The organism is Priestia megaterium (genome assembly GCF_009497655.1).
GTDB lineage: Bacteria > Bacillota > Bacilli > Bacillales > Bacillaceae_H > Priestia > Priestia zanthoxyli.
The window spans coordinates 3,132,668-3,151,765 of sequence record NZ_CP023317.1; the positions used below are offsets into that span (position 1 = coordinate 3,132,668).

Here is a 19,098-nt window from a genome sequence, read left to right on the forward strand (position 1 = left end):
ACTTTTTGTCATATTAAAAGAAAAAGGTGAAAATAAATGGCTAAGTCTAGACGGCTTGTTGATATGCTTATGTTTATTAATACAAAAAGAACGTTTACGGCAAAAGAACTAGCGGAGGAATTTGGCCTTTCTGTACGGACCGTTCAGCGCTATTTGCTGGACTTAAGTGAATTAGGACTGCCTCTTTACAGTGAAAAAGGACGGAGCGGTGGTTACAGAGTGTTAAAAAACCGTATTCTCCCTCCTATCTTGTTTACGGAAGAAGAAGCTATTTCGATCTTTTTTGCTTATCAAGCTCTGCAGTATTATCATGACCTTCCGTTTGATGCAGAAATTCATGCGGCTCTTCAAAAATTTTATGTGTACCTGTCTGAAGAAACGAAGAAAAAAGTAGATAAAATAAGTGCTCATATTGCGTTTTGGAATCCTAAAAGAAACTTAGACACTCCTTATTTAAAAGAGCTGCTAGAAGCAAGCCTTACAGGAAAATATATTGAATTTCTTTATGATTCAAAGACGGGTCAAACAAGAAAAGAAGTCAAACCCCTTGGCATTTATGCTCATAACGGCTTGTGGTACTGCCCCGCTTATTCCTGCGATAAGCAAAAAGTATTATTGTTTCGAGCAGATCGTATTCACTCGTTAAAAGTTTTAGAAAAAGACGAAAAGATGTCTCTTACGTTAAAAGAATGGCTTGAAACAGAACCGGTAAACTCACAGCCGATTTCGTTAAAAGTAACCTTGACGCACGAAGGCGTTCGTCAGTGTAAAGGCGTTCCGTGGCTTGAAAATCACGTGAAGGTAACGGAAGACGGGTGCGGCTATATCGGTACGATAACTGATGGAAATGAATTAAACTACATGGCTTCTTTTTTCTATACCTTAGGTGCTCATGCTTTAATTGAAGAACCTAAGGAGCTAATTGAAAAAATTTGCTGTCACGCAGAAGAAACGCTAAGGCGCTATAAATGAGGTGGGTTTAGTCATGTCTCAATCTGGCTATAAAAAATAACCTCCGCTATTTAGCGGAGGTTATTTTTTATTTACCCAGCCCACACGTCTTTTGCGTATCGGCCCTTTTCTTCTAGCTGCTGCAGCCATAAGCGAGCATCTGCTTCACTTACTTCATGAACATCAGCATAGCTTTTAATAAGCGTTGCTTCAACGTCAGGTGCCATTTGGCTTCCGTCTCCGCAAATATAGAAGTGCGCTCCTTGATCAAGAAGTTCAATCAATTTCGTGCCGTCTTGTTCCATAACGTGCTGAACGTATGTTTTCGGCTGATTTGGTACGCGTGAAAAAGCGGTATGAAGCGTAATGACATCTTCATTTTGTGCGTTTTCAAGCTCTTCTTGATACAGATAGTCTTCATGAGGTGAACGGCAGCCAAAGTATAAATGCGCTTCTCCAAGCGACTGTCCTTGTTCTTTTAACTGCTTGCGAGCCTGCACAAAGCCTCTAAACGGCGCGACGCCTGTTCCTGGTCCGACCATGATAATCGGTGTTTCAGGATCTTTTGGCAGCGTAAAGCCTGACTGCGGTGTGGAAACAAAGCACGTAATTGTATCTCCTTCTTGCAGCTCAGCAAGATAGTTCGACGCAATTCCTTTATATTCTCCATATCCGCTCCACGCCTCTCCTGAGACGACGCTAACCGTGATGCTTGCTTGTTTTTCATCGACACGAGGTGATGAAGAAATGGAGTAATAGCGCGGACGCATGCTTGGAAGAAGAGCGATAAATTCGCTGAATTCCATTTCACACGCCGGATATTTTTCAAGCAGTTCAAGCATTGTTAAGCGTTTTGCCAGCACCTTTTCTTTATACGCTTGCTTTTCAAGCAAGGCTTCAAGCTCCACTTTATGCGGCGGGCAGACCGTTTTAGCAGCCATTGCGCGAAGCTGTGTGCGCGTAACAGGATCTTGAATCTCCACATATTGCAGAAGCTCTTCTACTGATACGGTTTTACCGAGTGGCAAATGCGCTAATTTTTCTTCTTCAGCTTCCAAACGGATTTGCTGTGATGCATCTAGACCGAACCTTGTCGTTACACGATTTACTATTCCTTCATAGTTGCGAGGAATAATACCTAAATGATCTCCTTCTTGATAAGAAACTTCTTTTGGAAGCTCAATTTCAAGATGACGCGTGCTTCGTTCACTGCCTGGTTTTTGTAGTTCTTTGCTTGCTACAACGTTCGCCGAAAAAGCACCGTGCATTTTCGCAAGCGGCATGTCCGCAGCGCTGTCGACAAATTGAAGTGAAAGCGTAGATTTATTATCTTCACTGTTTTCTATGTCGAGGTTAAAGTAAGCTGCTACGTCACTCCACATATGTTCACGCCATTCTTCGTATGTGCCTTCAAAGTCGTCGCTTGCATCTGCTTCGCCGCGTTCAGCTATGTTTTCTGCCCCTTTAGCTGCAAGCGTTTCATCGATAAAAGCAGGCACCTTTTGATACGTAGTAGCCCAGTTTTTATCGCCGCATCCAAATACGGAGTAGCGAACGCCTTTGACTTCATCAGCAGACGCTTGGTCTAACCAGTCGACAAACTGCTTTGCGTTATCAGGCGGATGTCCGTTATAAGAAGCCGTTACAATTAAAACAGCTCCTTCACGCGGAAGATTTCCTGCATGGGAATCCAGCGTTGCAACCTGAGGTGCGAATCCTTTGCTCATCGCAATATCTGCTAAATCCCTCGCCGTTCCTTCAGCTGTTCCCATATTTGAACCGTATAACACAAGCAGCGGCGTATTATGAGCGTTCTCTACCTTTTTGCGTGCTTTTTTAGCAGGCTGTTCCGTGCTAGGTGAAGGAATGCCACCAAGCGGAATTTTTTTTGATTTTGCTTTTACAACAAAGCCTTCAGGTTTTAACGTTAAAGTTTCTTTAATATCCATCTCGTAGTTTGTATGATCTTCAAAATCAAAATGTTTTAGCATCATACCAAGTACAAGCGTTGCTTCATGAAGAGCGAACTGCTGACCGATACACGCACGCTGACCGTTTCCAAACGGTTTAAACGCATGCTGCGGAATCGCGCTTGGATTTTCAAAACGCTCTGGGCGGAACTCTTCCACATCGTCTCCCCAAATCGTTTTATCACGGTGAAGCTGAGGAATCAGAACCATCAGTTCATCGCCTTTTTCTAACGGATATTCTCCTCCAAGCACCGTATCCTCTTTTGCATATAGAGAAAATGCAGGAGCCGTTGGCCATAGGCGAAGCGCTTCGTTTAAGACCATCCCGACGTATTTAAGCTGTTTCACTTGTTTATAGCTTGGAACAGGATCTACTAAAACTCGTGCTGCTTCTGCTGCTGCTTTTTGTAATACATGTGGATTTTTCACTAAGAAATACAGCGCAAATGATAAAAGACCACTTGTTGTTTCGTGTCCCGCAATTAAGAACGTAATAATTTGATAGCGAATGTTCTCATCATCAAGCGGCTCACCTGTTTCTGGGTCTTTTCCGTTTAGCATATGCGTTAATAAATCATCGCTTTGTTCACCGCTTGCCTTGCGATCTGCGATAATTTTATCTACTAGATCGTTCATCACTTTAATGTCGTCTTGAAACTGACGCTTATTTTCATCGTAGGCAGGGTCATCCGGATTTGCTCGCTGCAGCTTGTTCATCGCTTCGTCCAGTGCACGGACCATACTCGTAATAAACGGGTGCGGCTGATCGCGATAAAAGCTGTTAAAGCGGTAATTAAAGCCGCAAAGACCGATTGTATCAAGCGTTAAGCGCGTCATATCTTCTGGTACTTCAATATGCTCATCTGCATTTAGACGCTCCCACTTTTGAATAAGCTGCACGGCGATATCGACCATCATTGCGTGATAGCCTTTCATCGCTTGCTGACTGAAGCTTGGAAGTAAGATATTATGCGCTTTTTTCCAGTTTTTTTCGTGCGTCCAGCTTGTAAATAAACCGTCTCCTGCAAAATCACGCACAAATTTAAGCGCTTGACTTAAGTTTTTATCAAAGCGGGATTCATCGCATGCTTCTTTAATTAGACGCTGACTTGATAAGTAGCGCGTCACACGTCCAGGCGCTTCAAATTTAAAGATTTCCCCTAATTCATCTGCAATTTTCATCAGCGTTTGAATCGGTTTATCTGTGTTTAATAACGGTAAGTTTTTAAGCTCTCCAAATGTTTTTGGCTGAGGCATTTCTTTAATTGTCATGTTATCCCTCTTTCACTTGTTAAGTTTCATGATTGTCTGCTAAGTGCTGCCCACAGACTCTCTTCTACGCCGGCAAGAAGTTCATCAGTTAAAGATAAATAGTCATTTTCAATCATTTCATATACTTCCATAAAGCTTCCAAATAAAATAGCAATGAGCGCATTTTCAGGAAGGTTTCTAATAATGCCTTGCTTTTGTCCTTCTCTGAAGAACGTGCAAACAAATTCCACCAGCTTTTGATAGGCTAAGCGACTCTCTTCTGTTAAAAAAGCTCCTTGACTATGAGTTTTAATAAAGCCAAGCGCACGAGGATGATTTTTAGTGAATGTCACCATACCTTCAAAGATATGATGAAATCCATCTCGATATCCTTCTCTTTCGTTAGCCAGGCCGCTTTCAATACACTGTAAAAACTCGTTTACATGCTGCTGAAACAGTTCGTTTACAAGGCTTTCTTTATTTTTAAAGTAGCGATAAATTGTTCCTGCTCCTACTTTGGCATTTTCTGCAATCATTGGCATCGTGGTTGCATCAAATCCTCTTTCTGCAAACAGCAGAAGCGAAGCAGAAAAAATCGCTTTTTGTTTTGTTGGAGTAGATTCCACTTTATCACCTCTTTCCAAAAACGGAATGAACGTTCATTCCGTTACAATTACAAGTATAAAAAACTGCTTCTTAATAGTAAAAAGATAACTAGACAAGTGGAAAGAAAAGGTTCTTTCACTCTAATTTTATACCATTTAAAGGTAAATAATGGAGTCTTTCAGAATATTTTATGCTTACAGAAAATTAGTCCACTTATCCCCTTGATTAACATAATTTAACACAATCTATTAAAGGAAGAAGTTTAAAGGAAAAGTAAGGTGGAAATAGAAAAGAGTTACACAAGGCGTAAAGGAGGATTAAAAATGAACCAAGCAAGAGTGATAGAATACGAAGAAATGCTTCGCTCAGCCATGCTTTCTAATAACGTAGAGTTATTAGAAGAATTACTTTCAGATGAGCTTATTTTTGTGAATCACTTTGGGCAATGGTTGTCAAAAGAGCAAGATATAAATGCTCATCGTTCAAAAAGTCTTGATATAGCGGGCATCGAAGTGTTGGAACAAGAAATTAAACTGTTTCAAGAACTTGCCGTTACCGTTACAAAAGTAGCGTTAAATGGGTCGCTGGTAACCGGTGAAGCTGTTGGAGGAGAATACAGCTATACGCGAATTTGGAAAGATGTTGGAGGGAAATTAAAGGTTGTTTCTTGTCACTGCAGTTCTAGCGCATAATCAACGCTGCCATAATAAAAAACATCCCTTCTTTCATTTGCATTCGCAAAGAGGGATGTTTTTTGCTAGTTAAAAGATTTTCTTCCTGTCTCTGTCATCTTTTAAAATCTCCACGGCCTCACGGAAACGCTGTGAATGAACAATCTCTCTTTCTCGTAAAAATCGTAAGCTGTCGTTTAAATCAGGATCATCTGATATATCAATTAACCATTGATATGTAGCTCTTGCTTTTTCTTCTGCCGCTATGTCTTCATAAAGATCTGCAATCGGATCTCCTTTTGCCTGTATATACGTAGCGGTAAACGGAACGCCAGCAGCATTATTGTAATAAAGTGCACTATCATGGTTTACATAGTGTTCTGTCAATCCAGCTGCCTTCAGCTGCTCCGGCGTTGCATCTTTTGTTAGCTTATAAATCATCGTCGCAATCATTTCAAGATGAGCAAACTCTTCTGTCCCGATATCGTTTAGCAGTCCAACAACTTTATCGGGAATGGTATAGCGCTGATTTAAATAACGCAGTGCTGCTGCAAGCTCTCCGTCCGCTCCCCCGTACTGTTCCATTAAATATTTGGCCAGCGTTGGATTACATGTACTTACTTTCACTGGATACTGCAATTTCTTTTCATACACCCACATATAGTTCCCGCCTTTATCTTCTTATATTTGCCATGGCCAAGGGCTTGTTCCCCAGCTCCACTTCCCGTCGGTATAGCTGTTTCCATACTGCTGGAGCGGCCCGTACTTTGTTTCAAAGTTTCTTTTTAACTGCATAGCCTGCTGCGCGTATTCGTTAAACTGCTGCATAGCCTGCTGGTCATTTGGATGGGTATCTAAATACAGCGTTAATTCTACAAGTGCAAAATCAATCGCCTGTATTTCTTCTAAATCCTGATAGTACTCCGGAGGTAGTTTTTTCATTCTTCATCCCTCTTCTTATCTTTGTATGGATTTTCATAGTAGTCCCAAAAAGCCGGCCACAGCGTTCCTTTTTTTAGCGCTTCTTTCGGTGAAAACTGCTGCAGATTCGCGGGCTGAAATCCCATGTATAACTGAGGCGGCGTAGAATAATATTTAACTCCTATCGGCCGGCACGGATCATAGATACTGTGGAAAGGTTGATAGGTCTTAACCGGTGTAAACATCTTTTTTGGATTGTTATCCATGAAAAGTCCTCCTCTAAAAACACACTCTGTTTTATCCTATTCAGTTTTTATCGTGTTCATGAAGGAATTCATTCCCGACTTAAGAACCAAACTTTTCTTCATAAAAAAGACCTATGTAAAAAACGCTATAGTTGCCCAATCCCTTTAGGCAGCTTTCTCATACTTTATAAAATAGTGATTAAGAAAATAGAGGTGCTTAAAAAATGGACATTAATTACATGGATTTTTATTTTTACCCAGCACGATTTCCTGGACCTCAACTCCCGCCCGGTCCACCTAGACCACCAGGCGGTTTACCTACACCTGACCCGCAGCAAGCTCCAACTTCCCCTCCGCCGGCATTTATTCCAGCTCAGCAAACGGCAACTCCATTTGCTGTTGACCCAGGAGCCATTTCTCTTTGTCTATTCCGCAATACGTTCATATGGCTTAGAAACGGCTCTAGCTTCTGGTATTTCCCTATTTTTGTAGGACCGCGATCGGTTGCAGGATTTAGATGGAACGGACGTTTTTGGACCATTTTCGGTGTCGATACACGACAAATTGTTTCGTTTACGTGTTTTTAAACGTTAAGAAAAGAGATTGAGACATAGCTAAATCAATACAATTAAAGACGATAAAATTGAATACATGAACTAGTATCGGTGGCTTGTTACACTGCTGTTGATTTCCGTGCATGGCTTCGCTTTCCGCGGGCGGCCGGTGAGCCTCCTCGTCGCTTGCGCTTCTGCGGGGTCTCACCTGTTCCGCTTTTCCCGCAGGAGTCTTCGCCTTGCCCTCCAATCAACAGCTAGAAATAACTGAATAAATATATGAAGGCTATGTTCACCATACTAATAAAAAAATCCGAACGAGTTTGATTCTCCATCAAGAATCAAACTCATTCGGATCTTCCTTCAACTAACATATTTTTATCCCAGCCTCTTTTTTGCTTACTAGCTACTATTACACGATTGTTCTTATTCCAAAACCAATCAGCAGCACTCCGCTGCATCTCTGAAAAGCTTTTTGAAACATCGGTTTTTTAAGCCATTTTTTCACGTAATCTACTACATACACTAAGATTAAAAACCAACCTACCGCTATGAGTGTAAGAATAAAACCAAGCATAAGCAGCTGCTGATTCGTGTGAGCATCCAAGTTGATAAACTGTGGCATGAATGTGATATAAACCAATACCGTTTTAGGGTTAAGAAAATTACTAAGAGCTCCCTGTATGTATGATTCTTTATAGGCGTGATTAGATGAAGGCTTAACAGCTTTTTCTTCTTCTGAAATGTGCTCCAATGAGAGCGTATTTTTTGTCAGAAATACCCTGATACCTAAGTAAAATAAATACGCGGCACCTATATATTTAATGGTGTTGAACAGATACACCGACTGCGCGATAGCAACAGACAAGCCAAGCACAGCAATTAACGTCCAAAACGTGAGGCCTGTAGCCATGCCGAGTATGGTAAAACGTCCTGCTTTTGCTCCGTGATGAAGCGTATTTTTCATGATAAGAATCGTATCAGCACCAGGTATCATTGACATAACCAGCGCCATCAGCATATAAGCAGCTAAATGATCCACAGCTCTTCTCTCCTTTTTAAGCTATTACTAGCATTCTGTTTTCTTTTCACTTTCAAAGATTTTCATGTATTGTTTTGGTGTTAGCCCCACCTGACTTTTAAAAAATCGAGTCAAATGACTTTGATCACTGAATCCAGTTAAAAAGGAGACGTCAATCGGTTTTTGTCCCTGTTCTAGCAGCTTTTTAGCCTGATTGATTCGAACTGTTTCTAAGTAGCTGTATGGAGAGATTCCTTTTTGCTTTATAAAAGAGCGCAGCAGCCGGTATTTGCTCCATCCAATTAGCTTACTTAATTCATCCAGCGTGATCTTGTTTGTATAGTTGTCTTCCAAATAGCTGCAGATTGTTTTGATTTCATCAGACGTGTCAGCAGCTGACGAAAAAAAGGAAAGGTTTGAATGATCGTGCATGAGCTCTTCTAGCAAACATAAAAATAACTCTTCTTTCTTAAACTCATGTTCACCATTTAAAATTTGTAAATGAAGCTCTTTTAAACTAGAGACAGCCTCACTTCTTTGTACCACATTGCTGTTAAAACGCGGAAGACTTTCACTTCCGTTAATGTCAAAAACAGCTTTTTTCATCGCGTCTGGCGTCACGTTAATACAGCGATAATCAAGCGTTTTGCCGTCTATTTGTTCACAGCTATGGACATCATACGGATTAAACAGCAGCAAATCGCCTGGATTAATGATGTATTCTTTGCCTTGGCAAATTAAATGACGCTGACCTTCTTCAATAAATCCAATCACATAATACTCGTGAAAATGAGCAGGAAACTTTTGCATAATTCCTTTAAAACGATAAGCTTCAATATGTAAATCAGCGTCAACGTGCGCTGTCCGAATTTCTTTTGCCATTAATAAATCACTCCTTGTCACATCTTAAGCTTTTTAACCATACCATTGACTCGAGAATTTTTCTTGTATGATATTGCAGATAAGATTTTCTTTATTAACTTTATCCACTCACCCCTAAGAGTGATTTCTCTTCTTTCCTCTAGTAATTTTCCGCTCAAATGATAAAATATAGACACATTTTATGGATGAAAGAAGGGATACCGTGAAATATAGACAAATTAAATGGCTGATTTTGCTTCTTCCAACTCTGACCATCGCACTTTGGGAGTATGTTCGCCATGCCTTTTTGCTTCCTTACATCTCAATGGACATGGGAAATGTTCTTTCTCCGCTGCTTGTCTTTTTTGTAACGCTTGTGTTTGTCCGCTATTTATTTTCTATTTTAGAAAAAATACAAGAAGAACTAAGGCAAGAAAAAGAAAAGAAAGCTGCGCTTATTGAGCGTGAAAAATTAGCTCGTGAACTGCATGACGGCATTGCGCAGTCGCTGTTTCTCCTATCTGTTAAAATGAACAAGTTCGGAAGAAAAAACAACTTAGAGCAGGATCCTGATTTTATCCGAATGAAGCAAACTCTGCAGCATGTTCATGACGATACGCGCCAAGCGATTACAAATTTAAAGCACTCTCCTTCAGACTCTTCAGAAAGCTGGACTGAAAGCATTCATCAATACGTCGATGATTTAACACATACTCATTTACTAGATATCAATTTAGATTGGAGACTGTCAGAAACAACGCTTTCGAGAAAAGAAAAAAATGAGCTGTTTGCCTGTGTGAAAGAAGCTGCTATGAACGTCATTAAACATGCAAAAACAAATAAAATCTGGATTACAGCCGGTGAAACGGCAGGCGGATGGATTTGTGAAATTACAGATTTCGGTATAGGTTTCACCTCTGAATCTCTTAAGGCCGGTCTTGGTCTGCAAATTATGAAAGATCGTGCCAAAGATATGAACTGGGACTTTTCCATTCAACGAAAACAGAACCAGACCATTGTTAGTATTAAAAAGGAGGTTACGTAAATGCAGCCGTTTCGTATTTTGATTGTAGATGATCACGCTCACGCAAGAGAAGGCATTCGCGATATTTTAGAAGAATATGAAGATTTTATGATTGTTGGCGAAGGAACCAACGGGCAGGAAGCAATCGAACTAACCGAAAAATTAATGCCTGACATTGTGCTAATGGATATTAAAATGCCCGTGATGAATGGATTAGAAGCGACAAAACAAATTAAGCTTCAGTTTCCGTATGTTAAAATTGTGGTCATCACGGTTTCAGACGATATTACGGATTTGTTTGATGCGTTGAAAAAAGGAGCCCAGGGCTATTTGTTAAAAAACCTGCAGTCTGAAGTGTGGTACGACTATTTGCGTGCGTTCGCTTTAGATGAAGTTCCTATGTCAAAAGAAATTGCGTTTCAAATTTTAAAAGAGTTTCCGCAGGAAACATCGATTACAAAGCCAGACACTCCCCTGTCTGCACGGGAGCTTGAAGTGCTTCAATTAGTGGCTAAAGGACTGTCAAACCGCGATATCTCGGCGCAGTTATTTATTTCTGAACACACGGTAAAAAGCCATTTGAAAAATATTTTAAGCAAGCTTCATTTAGAAAACCGCGTGCAGCTGACAAGCTATGCGTTTCAAAATGGCTTAATGAACTAACAGCTTTTACGAGCTGTTTTTTTATCAGCACCTTTCTCTTATAAGTCCCAACAATCACTCTCAGGGGTGATGGCTAATTCTCCCTTTCCTTCTATAATAAAAGCACGTTAGTTAGTAAAAAGGAGGAAAAAACGATGCAGGAAAAGCGCGAAGAATCAGCGAGTACAACGAAAAAAAGCACGGCGCGTTCTCAAGGTCTATACAAAGCCATATGGCGCTGGCATTTTTATGCAGGTTTAATGTTTACTCCGTTTCTTCTTATATTAGCTGTTACTGGCGGGATGTATTTATTCAAGCCTCAAATTGAAGAAAAACTGTATCACGACTTCTATCATGTACAAGCTCAGTCACAGTCCGTATCCCCTTCAACACAAGTACAGGCTGTAAAGGAAAAGTATCCAGACGCTGATGTGTTGACGTATAAGCCCAGTGAGCGCTCTACTCGTTCGTCAGAAGTAGGAATTTCATTAAAAGACCATACATATACGATGTTTGTTAACCCTCACAATGGTCACATCATAGGAAAAGTAGATGATTCCAGTCGCTTGATGAATCAAATTGAAGAATTTCACGGAGAGCTGATGGCGGGAACAGCAGGTGATCGTATCGTAGAACTTGCGGCCTGCTGGGCAATTGTCTTAATTGCAACCGGCGCTTTTTTATGGTGGCCGCGCAAAAAAGACAAAATAAAAGGCGTGCTGATTCCTCGTTTTTCAAAAGGTAAAAACGTACTGATACGTGACCTTCATGCAGTACCGGCCTTTTGGATTTCAGCGGGGATGCTTTTTCTTGTACTAACAGGACTTCCATGGTCAGGACTGTGGGGCAATGCGTTTCAGCAAGTCGCCACAAACGCAGGTGTTGGGTACCCTCCGTCTATTTGGGTAGGCAGTGCTCCTACTTCAACCGTGCAAACAAAAGATGTTGCGGACGTGCCTTGGGGAGCTGAAACGTTAGAAGTGCCAAGCTCCACAGCTTCGCAATATACAAAAGTATCGCTTGATGACATTGTCACGATTGCAAGAGAACAGCATATGCACGACGGCTACACCATTTCTATTCCGCAAGACGCTCAAGGTGTGTATACGCTCTCCGTTTTTTCACCAAGAGCTCAAGATGAAGCAACCATTCACCTTGATCAATATACCGGAGCTGTGCTAGCCGATTATCGGTACGACAACTATGGATTTATGGGCAAATTGATTGCGCTTGGTATTACGCTTCATAAAGGCACACAGTTTGGATTTATCAATCAGCTTATAGGCCTTATTATTTGTATCGGAATTGCTGGTATCGCTATCAGCGGAGCCTTACTGTGGTGGAAACGAAAACCAGCTAAAAACATGGGGGCTCCTAAAGTTCCTGAAGGAAGTGCAATGCGAATCGTGACGTGTATAATCGTCGTGTTTGGTATCCTCTTTCCTTTAGTCGGACTGTCCTTAGTTATCGTGTGGCTTTTAGATTTCTTTGTTATCAAACGAATTCCAGCATTGAAGCGATTTTTAAACGCATGATTTATGAAACGATGTGAGGTGCAGTAACAATGAACAAATGGAAAATACCCGGATTGGTCATACTCAGTACGCTTGTACTTTCCGCGTGCTCTGTAAACAGTAACGCAGACCAGCTTTACAAGCAGCCAAAGCCTCTGTCTGCGCATGTGATGCTTCCTGAAAATATAGAGCCACAGAGCACACAGGTACTAAAAGTGCACGTAATGCAAGAAAATAAAACGGTAGATGATGCCAAAATCGTTCAGTTTAACGTGTGGAAAAAAGATGCTCCCGGTAAAGTTGAAACAGCAAAGGCACATTATGACGGCAGTATGTATAAAGCAAAAGCGTCCTTTAAAGAGGATGGTATTTACTATATTAAAACCGAAATTAATGCCCGCGGTGAGCACATCCTGCCTACTCAGCAAGTCGCAGTAGGCAAATTATCAAAAGAAGAGTTACATTCACTGCAGCCAGCTGAAAACGAAACGCATCATCACCACTCTCATCATTAGACATAAGCTCACGTTCATCAGCTGAACGTGAGCTTATGTTTGTCTTATGAATTCTAGCTAGTTCCATTATATGTTTTTACATTTTTTTCTTATTACTTTACAATAAGAGTGATAAACGTTTTATAAAGGAGTTTTACAGGTTGAAAAAAATTGTTTCTGGTATTTTAATTTTAGTAATAGCCGTTATTGTTATGATTGAAGGAAATCCGTTAGAGCAGAACTCTTCAACGAATACCTCCTACGATGAAGTCATTACCTTCCCTGCTGATCGTTACCCTGAAACTGCAGCGCACATTCAACATGCAATCGATAAAGGAAAATCGGCTGTTTGTACAATCGATCGAGACGGTGCTGAAGAAAACCGCCGTGAGTCTTTAAAAGGCATTCCGACTAAAAGCGGCTATGACCGAGATGAGTTTCCGATGGCCTTTTGTGAAGAAGGCGGAAGCGGTGCAGATATTGAATATGTAAAGCCTTCAGACAACCGAGGCGCCGGGTCTTGGATTTCACATCAAGTAGATGAGTTTCCAGACGGTACGAAGGTTTTAATTGAAGTGAAGTAAAAAGAATGGTCATTGCGACCGTTCTTTTTTTATGTTGAGAGCCTGTATAAGAAAAAGAATAAAAAAGGAAGAATTGTTCTTGCCTAAAGATACTATTCACTTTTAAAATAAAAATGTATGTTATACATATATGCATCATCGTTTTATAGGAGGAATGAGTTTCTTGGACAATCTATGGCAGCAGTTACTTCCTGCCTCATGGCAATTAACTTTATTTATTTTCTTTTTTGTCTATATCTTGCGCTACAAACAAGAGAATAAATTCAGCATGCAGCTTCACGTGCTGCTTAAGTTTCTTTATGCCGTTATTTTGATTTTAAATGCGGTGTTGTTTTTAGTGGAAAGTCAGCGCGATTTTCTTTTTTATGCAACGCTTTTCATGAGTATCCTGACAATTATTTTGATGGAGTTCACGCTTTCTGCAAAAAAACAGAACGAGCTTGATTTTATTTCAGCCGTTTCTTGCTGTGTTCTTCCGATTTTTATTTCTTTACTTGAACTTAGTTAATGAACCAAAGGCCTCTGGTGATTCAGAGGCCTTTTTGATGTTATTGATCTTTGTTGTTACGGTCCATCATATCTTTTGGATCTTCTACAATATCTTCTGGATCACGGTTGTTGTCTTTTTCATCATCTTTATAGATGTTGTCATTTTTATCTACACCAGGTACGTTATTGTTGTTATTCATATTGTCTAAACCCGTGTTGACAAACGCCACGTATACTTTGTCAATTTTACTATCTGCTTCTCTCACGCGGTCCGCAATTTTTTGTTCAAAATCAGTTGAAACTTCATGATAAGTATCGCCGTTATACGTTACGGTGTTCACCTTGCCGTTATCGTTGTTGTCCGCTGCGTCATTTCCCGCTAAGTCTACCGTTACATAGGCATTATTATTATCGCGAAGCACATACGCATCGTCAACTTCCTTCATATCTTCTACATTTTGCGCTGCTTCAACTGACTTGGTCGGCTGATCAGTATTATCCATTGGAATATTGTTATCAACCCCGTCGTTTGTAGAAGTGTTGCGTAAGTCATTTTGAGTATTGTCCATTGCGTTGTTGTCTTTATTTCCTCCACATGCAGCTAAGCCTGAAAGAAAAAGAACTGAAGAAGCAATGATAAGCCCTTTTTTCATTTTTTCCATCTCCTTAAATATAGTTTGCAGTCGTATTATGCTTAATTTTTGCAAAACTATTCAAAGGAGACGAAGAAGTGAGTACCTTTTTTCTCACTATACTTACCGCTGCTAGCCATACGATAAGGAACATTTCAAGATTGCAGCTGTACTTATTCACCTAACAGCTTTCGGACAGCTACTGACAGCGTATTGATATGACGTTCTACGTTTGCCTCTTCTGCAACTTGTTTCTGTTCATCGACGTTGTAAACCGGCGCTGGATTTTGTGTAATTCCATTAATCGTTGTAGCCATAAAAGCTAGCAGATCATCTGTTGGTACAGCCGGAGAGAAATTCTTTACTTCTATTTGTTCCGTAATAAAGTCGTGAAGCTTTTTTTGAATATATTTAAGGTTTGATACTTCAACTAGCTGATTTTCAATTTTCATAAAACGCTGAGGGTCTTTTGAATACAATGCTACTAGTTCAAAGTAAATTTCTCCTCCTGCTGTCATTGATTCCTGGATATGCTCTCCAATATACATAATGAAATCATGCAGCATTTCAAAGGAGTCTTTCTTTGTCTGAAGCAGGGCTTCAATTTTATCTTTTACTTTATAGCTGACGCTTTCTTGATTAAGAAGTCCGACAAATACTTCATCAAGGTTTGAAAAATATTTGTACACGCCTCCTTGACTCATTCCAGCTTCCAAAACGATATCTCGCATGGCTACATCATGCACCGGTTTGCTCTTGCATACTCTTTTGGCTGCTTCTAAAATCTCTTGCTTCTTTTTTTCAGCGTATCCTTCCCTTACTTTTGGCATTTTTTTCACGCTCGCTTACTGTTTATTTATTCCCGAATGTCTCGAGTGTATTAATAATCACCTGAGCTGCTTTTTCGGCTCCTTGTTCAGCTCGGATTTGTTTTCCGATTTCTTGTGCTTTGGATTGAATTTCATTAACTTGCGTATAGGAAATAGCTGCGGATAATTTTTCAGCCGTCAATTCTTTTCTAGGAATGGCTTTTGCTCCAGCTCCCAGCTCATAAATTTTTCTTCCCCAAGCGAATTGGTCATTTCCATAAGGAATAATAACACTTGGAACGCCAGCTCGAAGGCCTTCGGCTGTTGTTCCCGCTCCTCCATGATGAACAACGGCAGACATTTTAGGAAACAGCCACTCATGAGGGATATCTCTTACAAATAAAATGTCTTCTATTATCTCCCTCGTATGATTCATTCCACTTCCTCCTATATTGATGATACCTCGTTTCCCGGCAAGTTTTAAGGCTTTAATCACTAAAGCAGTCGTTTCGCCTGCGTTTTTTTTATCCCCAATACTTCCAAATCCAATATAAACCGGCGGTTCTCCATTCTTTAAAAATCTTTCCAGCTTCTCTTCCGGCTCATAGCTATGGTCACTGTCCATAAACCAATTTCCGTAGGAATGAACGTGTTCAGGCCAATCTTTAGATACGGAAAATACGGCGGGACTTGATGAAATAATAGTTGGGTTAGCTGCTGTACGCTGCTTTGGGTACGGACATAAAAAATCTTCAGGTCCTTCTCCATGCTGCTGAACCCAATATTTTTTTAAAGGACCACTTACTACTTTCCAAAATCCCCATTCAAAAATGCGATGCGTCAGCTTATTGTATATTTTTCCAAATCGTGGTCGATCATAAAAAATTAAAGCTGGATAGTCTTTTGTTGGTGTCATTGGAAAAGGGCTGGCTAAGATACTTGGTATATTCATCTCTTTAGCAGCAAAGTAACCAATTGCCGCACCTGGATGATATACAATTGCATCGGCTCCTTTGCATGCTTTGTGCAAATCTTCTTGTATATTAATCATCATACCCATCATCTTTTCATTTTTTAAGCTTGAAAAAAATTTGAGAGGATTGTCTGCATTAATTGCGTCGTCTGCTGCTCCGCTCTCTATAATTTTAGAAACATCTCCTCGAAGCATGGCATATTCAAACCCGTACGATTCTATGAAGTTTTGGTAAGCTTCTGAAGCGGCAATTCGTACACGGTATCCTTTCTTTTTTAACTCTAATCCTAAAGCCATAAAAGGCTGGGTGTCTCCTCGAGTTCCTGTTGTTAACATCGTAATAAGCATCATTTCAGCCTCCTTATATTAAAACGACAACTATGTCGTTTTAATATAATGTACCCTTCTCCGATTAATTCGTCAATAAAAACGACAATATTGTCATTTTTATTGCTATCCTTTATTTTCCTAAGGCTCTTTTCGTAAAGTTAAATAGTTGAATTTGCTTGTCTTAAGTCCAAAAACGTAACATAGATGTCTTTAATCATTGAGAAAGCGCCTCCTGAAAGAGTATTCTAAAGATAACCCCCTCTTTATAAAGAATGAAAAAAAGATGCTTCGGGTTTTAAACGAAGCATCTTTTACCTATTAGAGCTATGAATAGTTACCTATTTTTCAAGTTAAACTGCTCGTGAAGCAGCTAATTTCTCGATTGGGGCTTGTTCAATGTCTGCTGCTGAAATATGCAGCAACTTTTCTAAAACAGCCGTTATGCCCTCATTTGTTTCATTAGTTTTTTTACAGTCATTAATATGCTGGTTTAATTGCTTTTTATAAGCCTCGGTATGAATGAGCCACTGACTTAAAAGCGCTTTTGTCGCCTTTCTTTCGTCTTCGCTTTTAGCTCCAAATAAGCTCTCCATATCAGGTTCTTGAATAGTTAGTTTACTAAAATCTTCCCTTACTGCAAGCCAAAAATAGTTCTTTTCGTATTCGTAATATCTGTGTTCTTTTAATAAAAAGTAGCCAATTTCAAATTCAATGCGATAGAGCGGCTGATTAATTTTCGGCGCATGAAGGCTTTTAAAGTTAATATGCTCTGCATCATCTACATAAACTTCTGAACCGTATTGGGTTTTAATAATTTTAGCGTCTACTGTATTCATGATGTTTACCTCTTTAAGGATATTATGAGAGAACGCGTGCATTCTTTTTCTAGAATGCGCACGTTCTTTATCTTTTACTTAGTTTTGAACAGCGTTTTTCCAATCAGCCGCAAACTTTTCAATTCCTTGTTCGGTTAAAGGATGTTTGACAAGCTGCTCGATTACTGAATATGGAATAGTTGCAATATGAGCTCCGGCAAGGGCTACGCGTGTAACGTGATCCGGATGTCTTACAGAAGCCGCAATGATTTGAGAGTCGATATTTTGAATGCGGAACAGCTCGGCAATTTTAGCCACAAGCTGCACGCCGTCTTCAGAAATATCATCAAGGCGACCAAGGAACGGAGATACATATGTTGCACCTGCACGAGCTGCTAAAAGCGCTTGGTTTACAGTGAAAATAAGCGTTACGTTTGTTTTTACACCTTTTTTAGCAAGGTAGCGAGTCGCTTCTAATCCAGCGATTGTCATTGGAAGCTTAATCGTAATATTTTGGTCCCCGCCGTTAATTTTGATTAGTTCTTCTGCTTGCGCAATCATGTCTTCTGCTGTTTCGGCATCCGGCGTCACTTCTGCTGAAACGGATTCTACTTCTGGAACGGTTTTTAAAATTTCTTCAATACGATCTTCAAACTTTACGCCTTCTTTTGCAACAAGAGAAGGGTTTGTTGTGACGCCAGATAAAACGCCCACTTTGTATGCTTTTTTAATATCGTCAAGGTTTGCAGTATCAATAAAAAATTTCATTTTTTCATTCCTCCATTAGTTTTTTTTACTATACCCACTATTTCACTTGTTATTTCTTTTCCACAGCATGACCGCCAAACTCGTTTCGAAGCGCGGAAACTACCTTTCCTGTAAAGGTATCATCTTCAAGCGAGCGATAGCGCATCAGTAAAGACATCGCAATAACCGGCGTAGCTGTTTGAAGGTCTAGAGCCGTTTCGACCGTCCACTTCCCTTCACCAGAAGAGTTCATAACTCCTTTGATGTCATCTAGCTTAGCATCTTTAGAGAATGCATTTTCCGTTAATTCCATGAGCCATGAACGAATAACTGACCCGTTATTCCATACTCTCGCCACTTTTTCGTAATCATAGTCGAACTGGCTTTTTTCAAGAACTTCAAATCCTTCTCCGATTGCTGCCATCATGCCGTATTCAATGCCGTTATGAACCATTTTTAAAAAGTGGCCGCTCCCTGCTTCTCCAGCATATAGATATCCGTTTTCTACTGCTGTATCGCGGAAGATAGGTTCAACAATTTCCCACGCTTCACGATCTCCGCCAATCATATAGCAAGCTCCGCTACGAGCGCCTTCCATTCCGCCAGATGTTCCAACGTCCATAAAGCGAATTTTGTTTTCTTTTAACTCGTTATAGCGTCGAATAGACTCTTTGTAATGAGAGTTTCCGGCTTCAATTACGATATCTCCTTCAGCTAAAAGAGGAGATATTTCACTAATAACAGAATCAACAACCGTATGAGGAACCATCAGCCATACGACTCTTGGCGTTTCTAATGACTGAACAAGCTCCTGTAAGCTTGATACTCCTGACGCACCGTACCCTTTCATTTGTTCCACTGCGTTTGAATTTACGTCAAATGCTACAACGTCATGACGCTGATCCAGTAAGTTTTGTCCTAAGTTAATCCCCATTTTCCCTAAACCAACTAATCCTACTTTCATGTGAACAGCTCCTTCTATTTGTCTAATTGT

At 40.2% G+C, this 19,098-nt stretch carries 23 protein-coding genes; 9 read left to right on the forward strand and 14 right to left on the reverse strand.

All coding sequences use genetic code 11. The annotated features are described in order from the left end of the window. The first annotated feature begins 36 nt into the window (after positions 1-36). Complete coding sequence (locus CEQ83_RS15885) at positions 37-972, forward strand: helix-turn-helix transcriptional regulator (RefSeq protein ID WP_155017386.1); 936 nt, start codon at positions 37-39, stop codon at positions 970-972. A gap of 71 nt (positions 973-1,043) precedes the next feature. Here the strand turns inward: CEQ83_RS15885 and CEQ83_RS15890 are convergent, their stop codons facing one another. Together CEQ83_RS15890 and CEQ83_RS15895 are read right to left on the reverse strand one after the other, a co-directional pair. After that, positions 1,044-4,193, reverse strand: coding sequence for a bifunctional cytochrome P450/NADPH--P450 reductase (locus CEQ83_RS15890; protein WP_099000374.1), 3,150 nt, complete (start codon positions 4,191-4,193; stop codon positions 1,044-1,046). Between the two features lie 26 nt (positions 4,194-4,219). Next, positions 4,220-4,798 carry a TetR/AcrR family transcriptional regulator gene (locus CEQ83_RS15895; RefSeq protein ID WP_028414486.1) on the reverse strand — a complete coding sequence of 193 codons (579 nt, stop codon included), beginning with the start codon at positions 4,796-4,798 and terminating at the stop codon, positions 4,220-4,222. 303 nt (positions 4,799-5,101) lie between these two features. Here CEQ83_RS15895 and CEQ83_RS15900 point away from each other — a divergent pair, with 303 nt between their 5' ends. After that, a complete protein-coding gene (locus tag CEQ83_RS15900; RefSeq protein ID WP_028414487.1) occupies positions 5,102-5,470 on the forward strand; it encodes a nuclear transport factor 2 family protein in 369 nt (122 codons plus the stop codon). Between the two features lie 69 nt (positions 5,471-5,539). Here the strand turns inward: CEQ83_RS15900 and cotJC are convergent, their stop codons facing one another. The 3 genes from cotJC to CEQ83_RS15915 are packed head-to-tail and all read right to left on the reverse strand — an operon-like array spanning position 5,540 to position 6,636. Beyond that, positions 5,540-6,109 (reverse strand): spore coat protein CotJC, encoded by a 570-nt coding sequence (cotJC, locus tag CEQ83_RS15905; protein ID WP_025751043.1) that lies wholly within the window; start codon positions 6,107-6,109, stop codon positions 5,540-5,542. 21 nt (positions 6,110-6,130) lie between these two features. Beyond that, on the reverse strand, positions 6,131-6,391 hold the full coding sequence (locus CEQ83_RS15910; RefSeq protein WP_025751042.1) for a spore coat protein CotJB: 261 nt from the start codon (positions 6,389-6,391) through the stop codon (positions 6,131-6,133). Then, entirely contained in the window at positions 6,388-6,636 is a 249-nt protein-coding gene (locus CEQ83_RS15915; protein ID WP_033580510.1) for a spore coat associated protein CotJA, read from the reverse strand. Before CEQ83_RS15915 ends, CEQ83_RS15910 begins: the two co-directional genes overlap by 4 nt. A gap of 203 nt (positions 6,637-6,839) precedes the next feature. Here CEQ83_RS15915 and CEQ83_RS15920 point away from each other — a divergent pair, with 203 nt between their 5' ends. Further along, positions 6,840-7,202: a hypothetical protein gene (locus CEQ83_RS15920; RefSeq protein ID WP_033580509.1), complete on the forward strand. Its 363-nt coding sequence runs from the start codon at positions 6,840-6,842 to the stop codon at positions 7,200-7,202. Positions 7,203-7,288: 86 nt separating this feature from the next. Here CEQ83_RS15920 and CEQ83_RS27640 read toward each other — a convergent pair whose 3' ends face one another. From CEQ83_RS27640 to CEQ83_RS15930, 3 genes are all read right to left on the reverse strand, one after another. Continuing rightward, a complete protein-coding gene (locus CEQ83_RS27640; protein WP_260503752.1) occupies positions 7,289-7,423 on the reverse strand; it encodes a hypothetical protein in 135 nt (44 codons plus the stop codon). A 158-nt stretch (positions 7,424-7,581) separates the two neighbouring features. Next, positions 7,582-8,211, reverse strand: a complete 630-nt coding sequence (locus tag CEQ83_RS15925) for a LysE family translocator (protein WP_098112352.1) — start codon at positions 8,209-8,211, stop codon at positions 7,582-7,584. Positions 8,212-8,238: 27 nt separating this feature from the next. Continuing rightward, complete coding sequence (locus CEQ83_RS15930; protein ID WP_098112353.1) at positions 8,239-9,072, reverse strand: AraC family ligand binding domain-containing protein; 834 nt, start codon at positions 9,070-9,072, stop codon at positions 8,239-8,241. Positions 9,073-9,274: 202 nt separating this feature from the next. On the opposite strand from CEQ83_RS15930, the gene CEQ83_RS15935 reads away from it, so the two are divergent. From CEQ83_RS15935 to CEQ83_RS15960, 6 genes are all read left to right on the forward strand, one after another. After that, positions 9,275-10,096 carry a sensor histidine kinase gene (locus tag CEQ83_RS15935; RefSeq protein ID WP_098112354.1) on the forward strand — a complete coding sequence of 274 codons (822 nt, stop codon included), beginning with the start codon at positions 9,275-9,277 and terminating at the stop codon, positions 10,094-10,096. After that, positions 10,097-10,738, forward strand: a complete 642-nt coding sequence (locus CEQ83_RS15940) for a response regulator (RefSeq protein WP_033580507.1) — start codon at positions 10,097-10,099, stop codon at positions 10,736-10,738. A 134-nt stretch (positions 10,739-10,872) separates the two neighbouring features. Continuing rightward, complete coding sequence (locus CEQ83_RS15945; RefSeq protein WP_155017387.1) at positions 10,873-12,252, forward strand: PepSY-associated TM helix domain-containing protein; 1,380 nt, start codon at positions 10,873-10,875, stop codon at positions 12,250-12,252. Positions 12,253-12,281: 29 nt separating this feature from the next. Continuing rightward, positions 12,282-12,746, forward strand: a complete 465-nt coding sequence (locus tag CEQ83_RS15950) for a FixH family protein (protein ID WP_098112356.1) — start codon at positions 12,282-12,284, stop codon at positions 12,744-12,746. Between the two features lie 140 nt (positions 12,747-12,886). After that, the gene (locus CEQ83_RS15955; protein WP_098112357.1) at positions 12,887-13,309 is read left to right on the forward strand and encodes a NucA/NucB deoxyribonuclease domain-containing protein; all 423 of its coding nucleotides are present in this window, start codon (positions 12,887-12,889) and stop codon (positions 13,307-13,309) included. 154 nt (positions 13,310-13,463) lie between these two features. Beyond that, on the forward strand, positions 13,464-13,817 hold the full coding sequence (locus tag CEQ83_RS15960) for a DUF1516 family protein (RefSeq protein WP_223272376.1): 354 nt from the start codon (positions 13,464-13,466) through the stop codon (positions 13,815-13,817). 40 nt (positions 13,818-13,857) lie between these two features. On the opposite strand, the gene CEQ83_RS15965 is transcribed toward CEQ83_RS15960, so the two are convergent. The 6 genes from CEQ83_RS15965 to gnd all read right to left on the reverse strand — a co-directional run bounded on the left by CEQ83_RS15965 (position 13,858) and on the right by gnd (position 19,068). Then, positions 13,858-14,451: a hypothetical protein gene (locus tag CEQ83_RS15965; RefSeq protein WP_028414498.1), complete on the reverse strand. Its 594-nt coding sequence runs from the start codon at positions 14,449-14,451 to the stop codon at positions 13,858-13,860. 152 nt (positions 14,452-14,603) lie between these two features. Further along, positions 14,604-15,260 carry a TetR/AcrR family transcriptional regulator gene (locus CEQ83_RS15970; RefSeq protein ID WP_028414499.1) on the reverse strand — a complete coding sequence of 219 codons (657 nt, stop codon included), beginning with the start codon at positions 15,258-15,260 and terminating at the stop codon, positions 14,604-14,606. 22 nt (positions 15,261-15,282) lie between these two features. Continuing rightward, the gene (locus tag CEQ83_RS15975) at positions 15,283-16,560 is read right to left on the reverse strand and encodes a glycosyltransferase (protein ID WP_098112358.1); all 1,278 of its coding nucleotides are present in this window, start codon (positions 16,558-16,560) and stop codon (positions 15,283-15,285) included. Between the two features lie 332 nt (positions 16,561-16,892). After that, complete coding sequence (locus tag CEQ83_RS15980) at positions 16,893-17,378, reverse strand: hypothetical protein (RefSeq protein WP_155017388.1); 486 nt, start codon at positions 17,376-17,378, stop codon at positions 16,893-16,895. Between the two features lie 78 nt (positions 17,379-17,456). After that, positions 17,457-18,125 (reverse strand): fructose-6-phosphate aldolase, encoded by a 669-nt coding sequence (gene fsa / locus CEQ83_RS15985; protein ID WP_014459236.1) that lies wholly within the window; start codon positions 18,123-18,125, stop codon positions 17,457-17,459. Between the two features lie 49 nt (positions 18,126-18,174). After that, on the reverse strand, positions 18,175-19,068 hold the full coding sequence (gene gnd, locus CEQ83_RS15990) for a phosphogluconate dehydrogenase (NAD(+)-dependent, decarboxylating) (protein WP_098112360.1): 894 nt from the start codon (positions 19,066-19,068) through the stop codon (positions 18,175-18,177). Positions 19,069-19,098 lie beyond the last annotated feature (30 nt).